This window comes from Methylobacterium sp. Leaf465 (assembly GCF_001424705.1).
Taxonomy (GTDB): Bacteria; Pseudomonadota; Alphaproteobacteria; order Rhizobiales; family Beijerinckiaceae; genus Methylobacterium.
This window is the reverse complement of record NZ_LMRA01000003.1, coordinates 109013-125643: the sequence shown is the minus strand read 5'-3', so window position 1 is coordinate 125643 and position 16631 is coordinate 109013. Positions and strand designations below refer to the sequence as shown.

Sequence of the window (16631 nt, the reverse complement as noted above, 5' to 3'; positions counted from 1 at the left end):
ATGCCCCCGGGTTTCCATGCCCCCGGGGTTCCATGCCCCCGGGGTTCCATGCCGCGCTTCGCTCGACCGCCACCCGGTTCCCGGCCGCGTATCCCACCGCACCGGCCATTGAGGCACGCGACGCAAGGCCCGATACGAAACCGGGAGGCGCTCCGACCCAGACGACGCCCATCGCCGAACGACCGCGTTCGAGACGCCCCGGTTTGGCCACCCACGGCGGGGTCGGGACCCGCCGGTCCGCTCGATGACCGGATGGGCTGGACGTGCCCTGGTCCGCTGCCAGACGGCGACGCATATAGGCGGAGGTCGCGGCCGTTTTCCGCGCCCGGAAGGATCCATGGCCCATCGTATCCTGGTCACCGGCGCCAGCGTTGCCGGTTCAGCCCTCGCCTGGTGGCTCGCGCGTCTGGGAAACGAGGTCACGGTGGTGGAGCGCGCGCCCGCGTTCCGGGACGGGGGTCAGAACATCGACGTGCGTGGCGTCGGCCGCGCGGTGTTGCGCCGGATGGGACTGGACGAGACCGCCCTCGAACAGGGCACGGGAGAAACGGGGACGGCTTGGGTCGACGGCGACGGCCGGATCGTCGCGACGTTCATGACCGACGACCTCGGCGGCGACGGGCCGACGGCCGAGATGGAGATCCTCCGCGGGGACCTGGCGCGTCTCCTGTTCGACGCGGCGCGGGACACCGTAAGCGTCCGTTTCGGCGACAGCATCACGGGCCTCCACGAGGACGGCGACGCCGCGACCGTGACGTTCGCCAGCGGCCTCACGGAGCGGTACGACGCCGTCGTGGTCGCGGAGGGCGTGGGCTCGGCGACGCGCGAACTCGTCTTCCCCGGGGAGAACGACCCGCGCTGGATGGATCTGACCATCGCCTACTTCACCGTTCCGCGGGTCGCCGACGATGATCGGTTGTGGCGCTGGTACAATGCGCCCGGGGGCCGGAGCGTGTCGCTGCGCCCCGACCGGAAAGGCACCACGCGGGCGATGCTGTCCCTCCAGCAGCCGCCCGCGGGCGAGCAGACCTGGGATGTCGGCCGACAAAAGGCCTTCCTGCATGAGCGGTTCGCCGATGCCGGCTGGCAGGCCCGGCGCGTCCTGGCGGGCCTGGACACCACCGAGGACTTCTACTTCGATGTCCTGCGGCAAGTGCGAATGCCGCGTTGGTCGAAGGGCCGCATCGCCCTGACGGGGGACGCCGCTTGGTGCGCCACGCCGCTCGCCGGCATCGGCACCACCCTGGCCATCACCGGCGCCTTCGTCCTCGCCCAGGAGCTGTCGCGGACCTCCGATGTCCGGGCCGGCTTGGCCGCCTACGAGCGGGCCATGCGTCCGATGGTCGAGGCGGGCCAGGGCGTTCCGAAGATCGCGCCCCGGCTGGCGAACCCGCAGAGCCGGCTCGGGATCCGGCTGCTCCATGGCGCCCTGCGCGTGGCCAGCACGCGCTGGGTTCGTCGGGCTTCGGGAACGCTGTTCGCGCGTCCTCCGAAGGCGCCCGATCTCTCGGCGTACGACCGTCCGGTGCGTTGAGGCCCCAACCGGACGGTCCCATTCCAGCCCGCGCCTCCGGTGTCTGGCGGCCGAGGCAGGGCCGCCTTCGGGACGCGCGCTTCGACGTCAGAGCGCGCGCTTCGGCTTCAGAGCGCGCTTCGGCATCAGCATGTGCACGCCCTTGTTGCCGTCCACCGTCTGGGTGATGCGCAGGTTCCCGGCCAGCGAGCAGAGCATGTAGGCCTGGTTGCGGGTCAGGTCCGTGCGGTCGCAGACGTGGCGCACCATCTCGCGCACGGCCTGGCGCATCGCCTCGTCCAGGCTCTCGTGCAGGCCGATCGACATCAGGTCCGTGGGCGTCTCGGCGAAGGGCCACGCGTAGCCGAGATCCTTGCGCACGGTGAGGCGGACCGTGCCGGTGAGGCCGGTCTCCAGGGCCGTGATGCAGACCTCGCCGTCGCCCTGCACGCCGTGTCCGTCGCCCGCGTAGAAGCCGGCGCCCGGGTTATAGACCGGCAGGTACAGGGTGGTGCCGACCCGGAGCTCCTTGTTGTCCATGTTCCCGCCGAACCCGCGCGGGACCGGGGTTCCGACCCGCCCCCAGGCGGCGGGGGGCGCCGTGCCCATGATGCCGAAGAACGGATCGAGGGGGAGTTCCGTGCCCCAGGGCAGCACGGCGACGCCGCGGGCGAGGTCGATGTCGGGGTGGATGGTCTCGTAGTCCGTGAACTCGTCCGGCAGGGTGCCGAGGAGCGGCAGGATCGCCACGAAGCCCCAGTCCATGCGGACCTTCAGGTCCAGGATGTCGACCTGGAGCACGTCGCCGGGCTCGGCACCGCGCACGTGGACGGGTCCGGTGACGAAGTGGGGGCCGGGGCCCTGCGCCAGGGTGTCGAGGGCGAGCCGGTAATCCGCGGGCACGCGGGCGGGATCGGGATGGAGCGATTCCCGTCCGCCGGCCGGGAACGAGTGCAGCGTCACGGTATCGCCGGAGGCCACCTCCAGCACGGGGGGCAGGGTGGCGTCGAAGTAGCCCAGCACCATGCTCTCGGGGGTCGCGGGAATCTCGTGATGCATCGACATGCGGGCTCCTGGGTCGGGGGGGGTCAGACGGCGATGTGCCGGGAAACGGCGTCGTGGTTCAGGTCCTGGCGCAGGCCCTGCTCCACCACGGCGCCGCGGGAGAGAACCACGAAGGCGTCGGCGAGGCGGATCGCGAAGGCGAGGTACTGCTCCACCAGGACGACGGTGATGCGGCCCTGGAGCCCCGCGATCACGGCCTCGATGGCGGCGACGATCGAGGGCTGGATGCCCTCGGTCGGTTCGTCGAGGAGCAGGATGCGCGGCCGCGTCGCCAGGGCCCGGGCCATGGCGAGCTGCTGCTGCTGGCCGCCGGAGAGGTTGCCGCCCGGGCGGTGCCAGAGCTCGCGCAGGGCCGGGAACAGCGCGACGGCCTCGTCGACGGCGCCGCTCCGATCCAGGCCGTGCGCCCGGGCGGCGACCCGGAGGTTCTCCGCGACGCTGAGGTCGGCGAAGATCTCCCGGCCCTGCGGCACGAGGGCGAGGCCGGAGCGCGCCCGCCGGTCGGGGGACCACCGCGTGAGGTCCACGCCATCGAGGGCGACCGTCCCCCGCGTCGCCGGGATCAGGCCGGCGAGGCAGCGCAGCAGGGTGGTCTTGCCGGCCCCGTTGCGGCCGAGCACGGCAAGGCAGGTGCCGGGCGCGACATGGAATCCGACGGTCCGGAGCACCTGGGCGCTGCCGTAATGCTGGTCGAGCCCCGACACCGTCAGGCCGGCCGGAGGAGCGGGGGATGGGTTGAGGGCTGGCGTCATCGGCCGAGGAACACCTCGATTACGCGGGCATCGGCGCGGGCCCCCGCCATGGCCCCCTCGAACAGGGTCCGGCCCTCGTGCAGCACCGTGACCCGGTCGGCCACCGCCTCGACGAAGGCCATGTCGTGCTCGATCACCAGGATGGCCCGGTCGGGCCGGCGCAGGGCGCCGATGAGGTCGGCGGTGCGCGCGGTCTCGTCGTCGGACAGCCCCGCCACCGGCTCGTCGAGGAGGAGGACCCGGGGTTCGGAGGCCAGCACCATGCCGATCTCGAGCCATTGCTTCTCGCCGTGGGCGAGGGCGCCGGCCGGCACGGCGGCGCGCGCTTCGAGGCCGGTCTCCGCCAGGGCCCGGGCGAGGCGGGCCGGCCGCTCCCGCGCCGGGCAATCGGGGCCGCAGCCGAGGGCGAGGTTCTCGCGCACCGTCAGGGCCGGGAAGACGCTGGGCTTCTGGAACTTGCGGCGCACCCCCGCCCGGGCGATCTCGGCCTCCGACGCTCGGGTCAGGTCGCGCCCGTCATCGAGGCGGATGCGCCCGGAACGCGGGCGGGTGATCCCCGTGATCGCATCGAGCAGCGTGGTCTTGCCCGCCCCGTTGGGGCCGATCACCGCGCGGACCTCGCCCGGATCGACGGCGAGGGAGAGGCCGTCCAGGGCCCGGAAGGCGCCGAACACGACCGTGAGGCCGTCGATCACGAGGGCGCTCACGGCCGCGATCCCGCGCGCCGGAGCCAGGTCGGCTTCAGCCGGAGCGCGGCGAGGTCGAGGAGGCCGTTGGGCAACCCGAGGACCACCACGAGGACGAGGCCGGAGAGGATGAAGGGCCAGGCCTCCGGCATCGCCGCGCTGAGCCAGAACTTGAGGGCGTTGACCGCCACCGCGCCGATCACGGCGCCCCCGAGCCGGCCCAGCCCGCCGATGGCGACCCAGACCGCGATCTCGATGGAGAGGTCGGGGCTGAGCACCCGTGGATTGATGATGCCGACCTGGGGCACGTAGAGGAGGCCGGCCAGCGCCGCGATGACGGCCGAGAGGCACCAGATCCCGAGCTTGAGGCGCGTGGTGCCGTAGCCGAGGGTGCGCAGCCGCGCCTCGTCGTCCCGGCAGGCCAGCATGCGGCGCCCCAGCGGGCTCGCCACCAGGACCCGCGCCCCGACGAGCACGGCCGCGAGGCACAGGAGCGTCGCGACGGCGAGACCGGTGACGACCCCGGGCGCGCCCATGGGCCAGCCGAACAGCCGCGAGAACCCCGTCATGCCGTTGTTGCCGCCCAGACCGGTATCGTTGCGAAACATCAGCAGCATGGCGACGTAGACCAGGGCCTGGCTGATGATCGAGAAGTAGACGCCGTTCACCCGCGAGCGGAACGAGGCGAGACCGAACACGAAGGCGACGGCCGCCGTCAATCCCAGCGCCAGGGCGAGGGCGTAGGGCGCGCTGGTCAGCCCGGTCCAGTAGACCGGCAGGCTCTTCCAGCCCATGAACTGCATCAGGTCCGGTGGGGTGCCCGTGACCGCGTAGGCATGGGCCAGGAGGTGCATCGCGCAGACGTAGCCGCCGATGGCGAAAAACAGTCCGTGCCCGAGGCTGAGGATGCCGAGATAGCCCCAGACGAGGTCGAGGGAGACGGCGAGGATCGCGAAGGCCGCCAGTTGCCCGACCAGGTTGACGAGGTAGGGGGCGGGCTGGAGCAGCACGAGGGCGAGGGCCGTCGCCAGGACGAGGCCGACGAGGCCCGCGAGCAGCGGGTCGCCCCCGAGGCTCGGGCCGGGCCGTCGGGCCGCCGGCACGCCGGGCGACAGGTCGAGGGCGCCGCTCATCGCCGACGCCGCACGGCGAACAGGCCCTCGGGGCGGCGCTGCAGGAACAGGATGATGCCGGCGAGCACGATGACCTTGGCGGCCACGGCCCCGTAGAGCGGCTCGATGAGGACGTTGGCGCCCCCGATGCCCAGCGCCGCGACCAGGGTGCCCACCACGGTGCCGACGCCGCCGAGCACCACCACCATGAAGCTGTCGACGATGAAGGTGGCGCCCATCCCGGGATTCACGCTGTAGATCGGGCAGAGGGCCACGCCGGCGAGGCCGGCGAGCCCCGAGCCGAAGCCGAAGGCGAGCCGGTCGACCCGCCGGGTGCGGATGCCGAGGCAGGCGGCCATGTCGCGGTTCTGCGTCACCGCGCGGATGTCCAGCCCGAGCGGCGTCCGCTTCAGGATGACGAGGGTCAGCACCAGGGTGACGGCCGCGAAGGCGATGGCGAACAGGCGGTTCCAGGTGACCACGAAGTCGGCATAGAGGGGCACGCCGCCGCTGACGTAGGGCGGCATCGCGAATTGCAGGTTCTGCGATCCCACCGCGACCCGGACCCCGTTGATGAGGAGCAGACTCACCGCCCAGGTGGCGAGCAGGCTCATCAGCGGGCGCCGGTAGAGGTGGCGCAGGATCAGGGCCTCGATGGCGATGCCGACCCCCGCCGCGGCCAGGAACGCGACCGGAATCGCGGCGAGGAGGTAGGCGTCGAGCCAGGCGGGCGGTGCGAGCCGCCGGAAGGCTTCCTGCACGCCGTAGGTCGCGTAGGCGCCGATCATGATGAACTCGCCCTGGGCGAGGTTGATGACGCCCATCAGCCCGAAGATGATCGCCAGGCCCGCCGCCGCCATGAACAGGATGCTGGCGAAGCTCAGGCCGTTGTAGAGCACCGCCAGACCGTCCCCGATCGACACCGCCCGCGCGACGCGGGCCAGGGCGGCGTCGAGGGTGCCGCGAAAGGCGGGATCGCTGCCGTAGGCGGGATCGGCCTTGAGGGCGGACAGGCGGGAGAAGGCGGCGCCCGAGGGCGATTCCGAGACGGCCCGGATCGCCCCGAGGCGGCGCGCCGGATCGGCGGAGGACAGGGCGGCGGATTGCGCGAGCGCCGCGAGGCTTACCTTGAGGCCGGGATCCGTCTCGGCGGAGGCCGCGCGCAGGAGGAGGGCTTCCGGCACGCTGGTGATCCGGCGCTCCAGGGTGGCGAGGCCGGCCCGGCGTGCCGCGACGCCCGACCCGGTCAGCAGCGACGCCGCTCCGGAGGCGGTCTCCGCGAGGGCGCGCTGGCGCAGGCCGAGCACCGGCGCGCGGCCGCCCGCGACCGGGCGCACCGCCCCGGTGGCCGCGTCGCGGCCGTCGGCGGCACCGGCCCGGTCGAGGAGCAGGGCGGACCCGCCCAGGCAGGTCAGACGCCGCTCGAGGAGGGCGCGCAGGACCGTGCCGGCCCAGGCGACGTCGCCGGACTCCGCCTCCGCCGAGGCGTGCAGGATCCCCTCCACCGCCGTGCCCTGTACCGCGCCGTCGCCGCAGAGGGCGGTGGTGAAGGCGCCCCGATCGAGGGGCGCTCCGGCCGCGAGGGCCGGCGACGCCACCAGGCTCGCGGCCCACAGCAGGAGGGCGACCAGGCCGAACCGTCCCGGACCCTCAGCCATACGGGCTGAACGGCACAGGCTTGGGGGCATCGGGCGATTGCCAGAGGATGTCGAAGCCCTGCTTCTCGTTGACCGAGCCGATGAAGACGCCCCGGGCGACGTAGTTGTTCTCGCCGCCCATGGTCAGGGTGTAGCCGGAGGGGTCGGCGAAGCGGAGGCCGGGGAAGGCCTTGCGCACCTCCGGGACGTCGAAGCTGCCGGCCTTGGCGGCGGCGAGCGCCCAGAGCTGGACGCTGTCATAGGCCGAGACCATGGGGTCGATGACCGTGTCGGCGCTGAAGGGCACGCCCTTGGCCTTCACGTAGGCCGCCCACTCGGACAGGAACGTCGTGTTCGCCTCGGCCTTGGCGGCCTGGAGATAGGCCCAGCAGTTGAGGTGGCCGACGAGGGGCGCGGTGTCGAGGCCCTCGAGGTCCGCCTCCACCATGTCGAGGCCGAGGATCGGCACGTCGGTGGCGCGGATGCCCTGATTGGCGAATTCGCGCAGGAAGTCGGGAATCGAGGAGCCGACCACGGTGAGGACCACGATGGGCTGGCCGCCGGGCTGGGCGGCGAAGCTGCGGATCTGGTTCACCAGGGTCTGGAAGTTGGAGAAGCCCAGGGGCACGTATTCCTCGCGCCACGCGGTCTCGGGCACGCCCTTGGAGGTCCAGTAGGCCTTGAGCTGCTTGTTGATGGTCCGCGGCCAGACGTAGTCCGAGCCGACCATGAAGAACCGCTTGGCCCCGACGCCCTCCGCACCCATGAGGTAATCGACCGCCGGCAGCACCGAGCTCGCCGGGGGCGAGTTCACGTAGACGACGTTCTTCGAGTTCTCGTCGCCCTCGAAGTGGAGCGGATAGAACAGCAGCCCGTCATTCTGCTCGACCACCGGCAGCACGGATTTGCGGGAGACCGAGGTCCAGCAGCCGAACAGGGCGGCGACCTTCTCCTGCTGCAGCATCTGTCGGCCGATCTGCGCATAGAGCGGCCAGTCGGAGGCGGGGTCCGAGGTCACCACCTCGATGCGACGCCCGTTGACGCCGCCCTTCGCGTTGAGGCCGTCGGCGGCCATCCGCACCACGTAGTTCAGGCGGCCCTCGATGTTCGCCATGGTGCCCGAGGACGAGAACAGGCACCCGAGCTTGACCGTGTCGGCGGCCCAGGCCGGGCGGATGAGGGCCGGGGCGGACAGGGTCGCCGCCGTTCCCAGGAAGCCGCGTCTCGTGAATCCGACCATCGCTCTCGCCTCGTTCCGTGACCGGCGGATTGTCCGAGTTGAGCGCCCGGGGAGGAAGGCCAAATAGGCTGCAGAGCGGCTGCGGCTTGCGTAAAACCACGGCGTTCCGCCCACGACGCGTGCGCCGCTGCAGATCAAACGTCAAAATTCGCACGCCGCACCGCGCGGCACGTCTGTCCGCGCCCCTCGGCCAACGGTGCGTTTCTTGCTGGACCGCCTCCTCGGATACCGACTCGATTGGCTGATGCGCATGCGTCGATCCCGACATACCGATCAAGAGATCGCGTTCCTCCTGCGGGAGGCCGCGAATGGCACCGCCATCGCGGCCATCTGCACGGCCGCGCACGTCTCCGTCGGCACGTTCTACCGCTGGCGCCGACGCTTCGGCGGCCTGTCGCCGGCCGGCGTCACCCGCCTCGGGGACGTCGAGCGCGAGAACGCGCGCCTGCGGAGCGAGATCACCGCGCTGCGGCAGGCGCTCCGCGCATCGGCGTCGACCGGGCGGGACCATGGCCCCCCGCCACGCGGGACCCCGATGGCCGGATCGGCCGTTCCGTCGACCGGCTTCCGGGGCGGCCACGCCTCGGTCGGACGCTATGCCGGCCTCAGGACCGCGACCTGACACCCGAACGACGGGAAACGGGGCCGGCTCTACCGGGCCGCGCCGATGCGGACGGCGATCGTGGCGGACGGGATCGGTGGGCAGATCCCGCACGGGCCATCCCGGCGAGACGGCACCGCCCGGCAGGGTGAACCAGGCCCGGTGGCGGGGGCAGAACAGGCGGCGGGCGGCGAAGACCCGGTGGGAGAAGGGGCTTCCATGCCCGACATCGACCCGCAGGCCGCCCTCCATAGCCGCCCGGATGATCGTGTTGGCCTCCTCGCCCATGGAAGAGGCCGCGTGCCAGGCCCACGACGCGCCCCTCGAACCGCTCGCGGGCCACGAGGGGGAGACCCTGATCCGGCTGATGACGACGATCACGGCAGCCCATCAGCCGCGGCACGGCGGCGATGGCGTGGCGATCTGAGGCGGCGCACGACCGGCCCGTGTCGACCCGTCACCGTCCCGGATCGGGCTGTCCGGCGCCCCGGGGCCGCCACCCCGTGATCGCCGCGCGCCGAGCTCGGTCCCGGAAGGCCGGCCGGGTCGGAATCGGCGAGCCCTCTCAGCGGCGCTCCTCGCGCAGGTGGGCGACGCCGAGGGCCCGCGGCTCCAGGCTGCGGCCGTCCTGGCGCAGGCAGATCCAGATCATCACCGCGAGGGTGGCGAGGTAGGGCGTCATCAGGACGAGATATTGCGGCAGGGCGACACCGATGGCGGCGATGCGGGGGATCAGCGCCTCGATGCCCCCGAACAGGAGGGCGCCCCCGAGCGCCCGCCAGGGCTGCCAGCGGGCGAAGATGACGAGGGCGACGGCGATCCAGCCGCGCCCGCCGCTCATGCCCTCGACCCAGATCTTGGCGACGCCCACCGAGAGATAGCCGCCCGCGAGGCCGACCAGTGCCGAGCCGAGGGCGATGGCCCCGTATCGGGTCAGGGCGACGCGGATGCCGGCGGCATCGGCCGCGTCGGGGCCGTCGCCGACGGCCCGCAGCCGCAGCCCGAACATCGTGCGGTCGAGGACGTAGGCGACGAGGGCGACGAGGGGCACCGTGGCGAAGACCAGGGGATCGTGCTGGAACAGGATCGGCCCCAGCACCGGGATGTCGGCGAGCGATCCCAGGGGAACGGTGTGCAGGCCGTCCACGGGCCGGCTGGTCCAGCCCGCGCGCGTCGCGATCACCCCCGTCATGCCCTGCGCCAGGAAGACCAGGGCGAGGCCGCCGATGACCTGGTTGACCCGCAGCGTCACCACGAGGAGCGCGTAGACCAGCGAGAGCGCCGCCGCCGCGAGCGCGGCCACGGTGAGCGCGAGGAGGGGGTAGTCCCCGACCCCGAGCAGAACGCCGATGCCGCTCATGGCGCCGATGAGCAGGAAGCCCTCCGCGCCCAGGGAGAGCACGCCCGCCTTCTCGGTGATGATGAGCCCGAGCGCGGCCAGCGCGTAGGGCAACGCGAAGGTCGGTACGTTGGCCAGCCAGTTGACGAGGAAATCAAACATCGGGGCGCCTTCCCGGCACCCACCGCACGCGGTGCCGCAAAAAGAAGTCGGAGGCGGCGACGCCGATCACGATCACCGCCTGGATGAGCTGCACCATCGCGCTGGGGATGCCGTAGAACACCTGCAGGCTCTGCCCGGCCACGTAGAGCACGCCGACCAGCACCGCGGTCACGAAGGTGGCGAGGGGATTGTTGCGGGCCAGGAACGCGATGAGGATGCCGGAGAAGCCGTAGCCGTTGAAGAACGACTGGGTCAGCCGGTACTCGACGCCCGCGCAGATGCTGAAGCCGGCCAAGCCCGCCAGCGCCCCCGAGAGCAGGGCGGCGGCCAGCATCACCCGCGTCATCGGCAGGCCCTGGCCTTCGCCGAGGCGCGGATTGGCTTCGGCCACCCGGGAGAGGAACCCGAAGCGGCTGACGTTCAGGAGCCACCAGCACAGGAGGGTGAGGAGGCCCGCCAGCGGCAGGGCCCAGGTCAGGTCCCCCCAGCCGAGACTGCCCAGCCGCTCGGCGAGGTCGTACTGCTTGGAATTGGGGAAGCTGCTCACCGGGTCCTGCCAGGGTCCGTAGAGCAGCTGCAGCAGCCCGTTGAACGCGACGTAGTTCAGCAGCAGCGTCGAGATGACCTCGTTCAGTCCGATGCGGATCTTCAGCACGGCCGGGATCAGGACCCAGGCCATCCCGGCCAGGGCCGCCGCCAGCATCATGAGGCCGAGCCGCACGGGGGCCGGCCCGACGTCGTGGATCGCGATCGCGGTGGCCGCGATGGCGCCCAGGATCATCTGCCCCTCGATGCCGATGTTCCAGAACCGGACGCGAAAGGCGACGGCCGCCGCGAGCCCGACGATGGCGAGGGGGCCCGCCTGGACCAGCACCGCCGTCAGGCTGCCCCGGCTGGTCACCATCACGATCACGAATTCCTGGAGGAGATCCGAGAGGCCGACGCCGGAGGCGACCAGGATGGCGGTCGCGAGCCCCATCCCGACGACGAGGCCGCAGGCCAGGACCACGCCCTGATACCAGCGAGGGACGTGCTGCCGGATCTCGACCGTGATGCGGCCGCGCCCGGGCAGCCTGGGGCCCGGCCGCTGGGGGGCGGTGGACAGGAGGGGCATGGAACGAGCCTCAGGCATGGTGCACCATGGCGGCGCCGATGGCCTGCCGGTCGGCGGGCGCGTCGAACTCGCGAACGATCCGGCCCCGGCTTATCACGCCGATCCGGTCCGACATCAGCATCACCTCGTCGAGATCCTCGCTGATCAGGAGCACGCCCGCGCCCGCGTCGCGGGCCTCGCGCAGGCGCCGGTGGATGTCGGCCGTCGCCCGCACGTCGAGGCCGCGCGCCGGAGAGTGGGCGAGGACGACGCGGGGCCGGCCGGCGAATTCGCGGGCGATGACGAGCTTCTGCGCATTGCCGCCCGAAAGCAGGCCGGCCTTCTGGCGGGGGCTGCGGGCGCCCCGGATGTCGAAGGCCGCGATGGCGGCCTCGGTCGCGGCCCGGATCGCGGCGCGATCGACCCGCAGCCAGCCGCCGAAGCGCCCGGAGGCCAGGCCGCCCACCGCATAGTTCTCGGCGACCGAGAGGTCGCCGGCCAAACCGTAGACCTGCCGGTCCGCCGGGATCGCGGCCAGTCCCCGCGCCCGGCGCAGCTTGGGACCGGCGCCGGTGACGTCGTCGCCCGCGAGCGCGATGCGCCCGGTCCCGGCGCGCCGGACCCCCATGAGGATCTCGGCGAGCTCGGTCTGACCGTTCCCGCCGATGCCGGCGAGGCCGTAGATCTCCCCCGCGCGGATCGTGAGGTTCAGGCCGTACAGGGTCTGCAGCCCGTCGGACCGGGTGCCCGCGAGACCCTCGACCGCGAGCACCGGGCCTTCGATCCGGGTGGCGGGGCAGTGCACCGGGTTCGCCGTGGCGCCGACCACCAGGGTGGTGAGCTCGGCCGCCGAGAGGCTCGCCGGATCGGCACTCGCCACGATGCCGCCGCCGCGCATCACGGTGACGCGGTCGGCATGGCGCTGCACCTCGCCGAGCTTGTGGGTGACGAGGACGACGGCCGCGCCCTTGCGCGCCAGGGCCCGCATGGTCGTGAGCAGCGCCTCCGCCTCGCGGTCGGTGAGCACGGCGGTGGGCTCGTCGAGGATGAGGATGCCGGCGCCGGCCACCAGCACCTTCAGGATCTCCACGCGCTGCTGCTCGGCCACCGACAGGCTGCCGACCGGCCGCCGGAGATCGACGGCGAAGCCCACCGCCTCGCTCTGCGCGCGGATCGCCGCCTCGACCTCGGCGAGACCGGCACCGTAGCGGGCGGCCCCCTGCGCCAGCAGGATGTTCTCCACGGCGGTGAAGGCTTTGACGAGCTTGTAGTGCTGGTGGACCATGCCAATCCCGAGCCGCCGGGCCTCAACGGGGCCGGTCAACGCGACCTCGCGGCCCCGCACGCGGATGCGGCCCTGGTCGGGCCGGTAGAGCCCCGCCGCCACGTTCATCAGGGTGGATTTGCCGGCGCCGTTCTCGCCCAGCAGGGCGTGAACCTCGCCGGATTCCACCGCGAAGTCGGCCTTGGCGAGCGCCTGGAAACCGTCGAAGGTCTTCGAGACGCCGAGGAGTTCGAGGGCCATGCCCATCGCTGCACCGTCCATGGGGTTGATCGGTCCGCCGGTCGCGGACGGGCGGCCGGGTGCGAGACCCGGCCGAAGCGCGGTCATTTCTGGGTGGTCACGCCCTTAACGAACCAGTCCATCTTCCAGAGGTCGGCATCGCTCAGGACCTGTCCAGCCGGCACCCGCAGCTTGCCGTCGCGATCGTCGAGGGGGCCGGCATAGATCTGCTTGCCCTCGATGATCGCCTTGCGCTCGGCCAGGATCTCCTTGACCGCCGCCGGAGGCACGGCCGCGCCGCAGCAGGCGATGTCGGTGCCCCCCTTGGCCATGCTCATGAAGGCCCCGTTGGGCGCCGGCACCCAGGTGCCGGCCATGATTTTCCGAATCTCGGGCACCAGGGCCTTGTCCCAGGTCCAGACCGAGGAGCAGACCGTCGCCTTGGGGGCGAATTCCCGCATGTCGCGGTGGTGGCCGGTGCCGTAGATCCCGCGCTCCTGCGCGACGATCTGGGTCGCGGGCGTGTCCACGTGCTGGCCGAGCACGTCGGCGCCCTGATCGACCAGGGCCTCGGCCGCGGCGCGCTCCTTCACCGGATCGTTCCAGATGCCGGTATAGACCACGTTGAGCGTGGCGTTGGGGTTCATCTTCCGGGCGCCGAGCTCGTAGGCGTTGATCGTCCAGTTCACGACGCCGAAGGGATTGGCCGCCACGAACCCGAGCTTGCCGGTCTTGGACACGGCGCCCGCGGCCATGCCGCAGAGATACTGGCTCTCGTAGGTGCGCCCGTAGACCGATTCGAGGTTCGGCCCGTTGGTGGTGCCCGACAGGTTGAGGAAGGCGACGTCGGGATACTTCTCGGACAGTTCCTTGAAGGTGTCGGAATAGCCGAAGGCGGTGCCGATGATGATGTTGTAGCCGCGCTTGATGAAGAGCTCGACCACGGGCCGGATCGCCGTGGCGTTCTCCTTCACCCCGTCCACCGCCGGGATCTTCATGTCCAGCGCCGCTTCCATCTTCACGCGGGCCTCATCGGCGGCCTGCGACCAGCCGCCGTCGTTCTTCTGCCCGAAGATCACCATGGCGACCTTGGGTTCGTCCTTCAGCTTGAAGGGCGCGGCCACGGCCGGCAGGGTGGGGAGGGCCGCGAGGCCTACGGCCAGCAGCGATTTCAGGAACGGTCGGATCATGGCGTCGAGTTCTCCGGGATGAGCGGCCGCAATCGGCGGGCACAGGGAAGGTCTTGCGCGCGCCGCCGTCTGCGTGGCGCGCGCGGGTGTGGTCACGGCACGGTGTCGATCCGGAAGGCGTCGCCTTCGGGGTCGCGCGGGACGGGGTGGTCCCCGTCGCGGTCGGGCAGCACGTCAGGCCGCCTTGTCGACCTTGCCGAAGGTCGTCTGCTTGACGAACTTCGCGCGCAGGTGATCCCCGGAGGACACCGGGGCATACTTCGCCGGATGCTCGGCGTCCTGGCAGGTGGGCAGGCAGGCGACGTCGGCGTCGTAATTCGGCTGGTGGAAGAACACGATCGACAGGCGGTCGACGTTGTCCTCCGATCCGAACGCGGGATTGACCACCCGGTGCACCGTCGAGGACCAGGTATCGTTGGTCCATTGCTGCATCAGGTCGCCGATGTTGACGATGAAGGTGCCGGGAATGACCGGCACGTCGACCCACGCGCCGAGCTTGTTCTTGACCTGCAGGCTCTTGTCACCGAGTTCCTTGCGCAGGATCGTCATGCTGCCATAGTCGGAATGGGCACCGGCGCGGAGCTGACCGGGCAGCGGCGCGCTGGTCTGAGCCGGGTAGCGCAGCGCGCGCATCATCGAGATGTTCTTGTCGATGGTCGGGTCGAAGTGGGTCTCGTCGAGCTTCAGTCCCAGCGCGAAGATGCGCATCAGGTCACGGGCGAGCGTGTCGACGGCGCGGAAATACGCGCTCCAGACCTCCTTCAGATCGGCAGGCTCGGCGGGCCAGACGTTCGGCGCGAAATGCGGACCGGCCGCTTCGCTGGTGTAGTAGGGGTCGCCCGCCGGCACGTCGACGGGGCCGATGGACAGCGACTCCTTGATGTCCGGCGGTGTCGGCTCGTCCAGGCTGAAGGACAGGCCTTCCCCGCCCACGGCGCTGTAACCCCGGACCTGATCCGGGGCGGGCCGGTCGACAGCGAGCTTCTCCGCATGCGGCCGGTCGAAGAACTGGCGCGACACCGCGTGGGTGCGCGCGATCAGCGCTTCCGAAATGCCGTGGCCGGAGACGACGAGGAAGCCGATGTCGCGGCAAGCCTGGTCGACCTGGGCGGCGACGGCGGCTTTGCCCTCCGGCGTACCCGAGCGGTAGGGGCTGAGATCGATGACGGGAACCTGAAGCAGAGGCATGGCGGCATCCAAAGTTTGACCACCTGGTCCGACATGCCATGGCAACGACCGTGCCAAGCCGGGCCCCGGCGTCACCGGCCGCGTCCTCACGCCGCCCGGACGCGCCAGGCCGCCAGGATCTCGGCGGCCTCCGTGACGAGGCCGAGATGCGTCGCGACGATGCGCAAGGCCGCGTCCTCCAGCGCCGCACTGGTGCCGGCCACGAGGTCGGCGGCCACCACGACGTGGTAGCCGAGGTTCGACGCATCGAAGGCGGAGTTGAGAACGCAGCAGTCGGTCAGGCAGCCGTCGAAGACAACCGTGCGGATGCCGAGGTTCCGCAGAAGAAAATCGAGGTCTGTCGGGTAGAAGGCCGAGAGCCTCTTCTTGGTTTCGACGATCAGGTCGTCGTCCGTCACCTGGGTGACGAACGCGTTCCAGCGCGTCCCCTCGATCGCATGCTCGTCGGCGTTCGGGATTTCGCCCACATGCAGGGGGAAGACGAGGCGCCAGGCCGCCTTGAGGCCGTTGACGTCGTCGACTCCGCCCCGACGCAGCTTGCTCCGGACGTGGATGATCCGGATGCCGGCCGCCCGCGCGGAGTCGTGAAACGCATCGACCGCCGGCACGATGGCGCGGGCGCGCGGTGCCGGACAGGGGCAGGCGGGATCGTCGTCGAGATGGCCGCGGTGCAGGTCGATCGACACGATCGCCGTGGATTTCGGATCGAAATACGGAGCGAAGGCCGCTCCGAGATCCCGCATTTCGCCGTCGACGTAGCTTCGCATGGGTACCGCTCCCCGCTCCGGCACCGAAGGACCGGCGCCGTGTTCCGACACAGACTTTTCAAGCGATCCACACGGCCTTGAACGCGGGACCGTATGTTCGGGCATTGAGAGGAAGGGGCATGCACAGAGCCCCCCGCCAAGCTCAGAAGCCCAGCAACACCGGAGACGAAGGGGTGAGCCTTTGGCTGCCCTCTCGCCGGATGCATCGATTTTTCTATCTGGACCCTTCTCGGCGTTTCGCGGCGCAAGGCCGGACGACGAGACAATGAACAAATCAGCTGAGTTATTTCTTGGACCCGAATATCGACATCCTATTGGCAGTTTAAGCAATATTAAAATTTGAATTGCTGGGGCAATAGGCAAACTGATGGACTAATAGGCAAGTCGTGCCGCAACGTCTTGCTGCAGCGGTCCGGTGACCGGACGCCAGGGGGCTCCCGGCCCGACGCCGTCGCGGCGCGCTCGGCAGGGCTTCCCATCCCCTGGGAAACGGGACCGTCGAACCGCCACGGCCCGTGGTCCGCGTCCCGGCGTCTTGACGCGCTCCGGCGAAGTTCGTCACACCTGCCCGGCACGGAGCCCTCTGGATGACCGCCTCGCCCGACAATTCACCGAGGCCTACGCCGTCATCCCCCGGGGCGTGATGAGCGACATCGTCACCTCCGTCCTGCCCTTCTGGGAGCACACCCAGGCCTGGATGCTGGCCCGCCCCCTCTCGGGCTTCTCCGAGACCTTCGCCCAGTCCCGCCTCCACAAGGACGTCGACCGGCATCCATCCCTCG

Annotated in this window: 15 protein-coding genes and 1 pseudogene; 4 read left to right on the top strand and 12 right to left on the bottom strand. The window is 71.1% G+C overall.

The genetic code is table 11. The annotated features are described in order from the left end of the window. Positions 1-337: 337 nt before the first annotated feature. Positions 338-1534, top strand: coding sequence for an FAD-dependent monooxygenase (locus ASG51_RS04170; protein WP_056379296.1), 1197 nt, complete (start codon positions 338-340; stop codon positions 1532-1534). Positions 1535-1621: 87 nt separating this feature from the next. Here ASG51_RS04170 and ASG51_RS04165 read toward each other — a convergent pair whose 3' ends face one another. Genes ASG51_RS04165 through ASG51_RS04140 form a run of 6 tightly spaced genes read right to left on the bottom strand, consistent with a single transcriptional unit; the run spans position 1622 to position 8005 of the window. Next, a complete protein-coding gene (locus ASG51_RS04165; RefSeq protein ID WP_056349096.1) occupies positions 1622-2578 on the bottom strand; it encodes an acetamidase/formamidase family protein in 957 nt (318 codons plus the stop codon). A gap of 23 nt (positions 2579-2601) precedes the next feature. Continuing rightward, the gene (gene urtE, locus ASG51_RS04160) at positions 2602-3330 is read right to left on the bottom strand and encodes an urea ABC transporter ATP-binding subunit UrtE (protein ID WP_056270048.1); all 729 of its coding nucleotides are present in this window, start codon (positions 3328-3330) and stop codon (positions 2602-2604) included. Beyond that, entirely contained in the window at positions 3327-4037 is a 711-nt protein-coding gene (locus ASG51_RS04155; RefSeq protein WP_082513868.1) for an ATP-binding cassette domain-containing protein, read from the bottom strand. The genes urtE and ASG51_RS04155 overlap by 4 nt, the downstream gene beginning before the upstream one ends. Next, positions 4034-5149 carry an urea ABC transporter permease subunit UrtC gene (urtC, locus tag ASG51_RS04150; RefSeq protein ID WP_082513867.1) on the bottom strand — a complete coding sequence of 372 codons (1116 nt, stop codon included), beginning with the start codon at positions 5147-5149 and terminating at the stop codon, positions 4034-4036. The genes ASG51_RS04155 and urtC overlap by 4 nt, the downstream gene beginning before the upstream one ends. After that, on the bottom strand, positions 5146-6786 hold the full coding sequence (gene urtB / locus ASG51_RS04145) for an urea ABC transporter permease subunit UrtB (protein ID WP_056379294.1): 1641 nt from the start codon (positions 6784-6786) through the stop codon (positions 5146-5148). Before urtB ends, urtC begins: the two co-directional genes overlap by 4 nt. Beyond that, on the bottom strand, positions 6779-8005 hold the full coding sequence (locus ASG51_RS04140; protein WP_056379292.1) for a transporter substrate-binding protein: 1227 nt from the start codon (positions 8003-8005) through the stop codon (positions 6779-6781). Before ASG51_RS04140 ends, urtB begins: the two co-directional genes overlap by 8 nt. Positions 8006-8255: 250 nt before the next feature. On the opposite strand from ASG51_RS04140, the gene ASG51_RS04135 reads away from it, so the two are divergent. Together ASG51_RS04135 and ASG51_RS23850 are read left to right on the top strand one after the other, a co-directional pair. Further along, positions 8256-8627 carry a transposase gene (locus ASG51_RS04135; RefSeq protein WP_056379343.1) on the top strand — a complete coding sequence of 124 codons (372 nt, stop codon included), beginning with the start codon at positions 8256-8258 and terminating at the stop codon, positions 8625-8627. Between the two features lie 250 nt (positions 8628-8877). Next, on the top strand, positions 8878-9033 hold the full coding sequence (locus ASG51_RS23850) for a hypothetical protein (protein WP_156389562.1): 156 nt from the start codon (positions 8878-8880) through the stop codon (positions 9031-9033). Between the two features lie 138 nt (positions 9034-9171). On the opposite strand, the gene ASG51_RS04130 is transcribed toward ASG51_RS23850, so the two are convergent. The 6 genes from ASG51_RS04130 to ASG51_RS04105 form a co-directional block, all read right to left on the bottom strand. After that, the gene (locus ASG51_RS04130; RefSeq protein ID WP_056379289.1) at positions 9172-10107 is read right to left on the bottom strand and encodes an ABC transporter permease; all 936 of its coding nucleotides are present in this window, start codon (positions 10105-10107) and stop codon (positions 9172-9174) included. After that, on the bottom strand, positions 10100-11221 hold the full coding sequence (locus ASG51_RS04125) for an ABC transporter permease (protein WP_156389561.1): 1122 nt from the start codon (positions 11219-11221) through the stop codon (positions 10100-10102). The genes ASG51_RS04130 and ASG51_RS04125 overlap by 8 nt, the downstream gene beginning before the upstream one ends. A gap of 10 nt (positions 11222-11231) precedes the next feature. Beyond that, on the bottom strand, positions 11232-12746 hold the full coding sequence (locus tag ASG51_RS04120; protein ID WP_244480054.1) for an ABC transporter ATP-binding protein: 1515 nt from the start codon (positions 12744-12746) through the stop codon (positions 11232-11234). Positions 12747-12808: 62 nt separating this feature from the next. Further along, complete coding sequence (locus ASG51_RS04115) at positions 12809-13894, bottom strand: BMP family ABC transporter substrate-binding protein (protein WP_056379285.1); 1086 nt, start codon at positions 13892-13894, stop codon at positions 12809-12811. A gap of 174 nt (positions 13895-14068) precedes the next feature. After that, a complete protein-coding gene (locus tag ASG51_RS04110; RefSeq protein WP_056379282.1) occupies positions 14069-15082 on the bottom strand; it encodes a 2-oxoglutarate and iron-dependent oxygenase domain-containing protein in 1014 nt (337 codons plus the stop codon). Between the two features lie 86 nt (positions 15083-15168). Next, complete coding sequence (locus tag ASG51_RS04105; protein ID WP_056215638.1) at positions 15169-15849, bottom strand: isochorismatase family cysteine hydrolase; 681 nt, start codon at positions 15847-15849, stop codon at positions 15169-15171. A gap of 607 nt (positions 15850-16456) precedes the next feature. Here ASG51_RS04105 and ASG51_RS23845 point away from each other — a divergent pair. Beyond that, positions 16457-16591: pseudogene (locus ASG51_RS23845) on the top strand ((S)-ureidoglycine aminohydrolase); the annotation flags it as partial. Positions 16592-16631 lie beyond the last annotated feature (40 nt).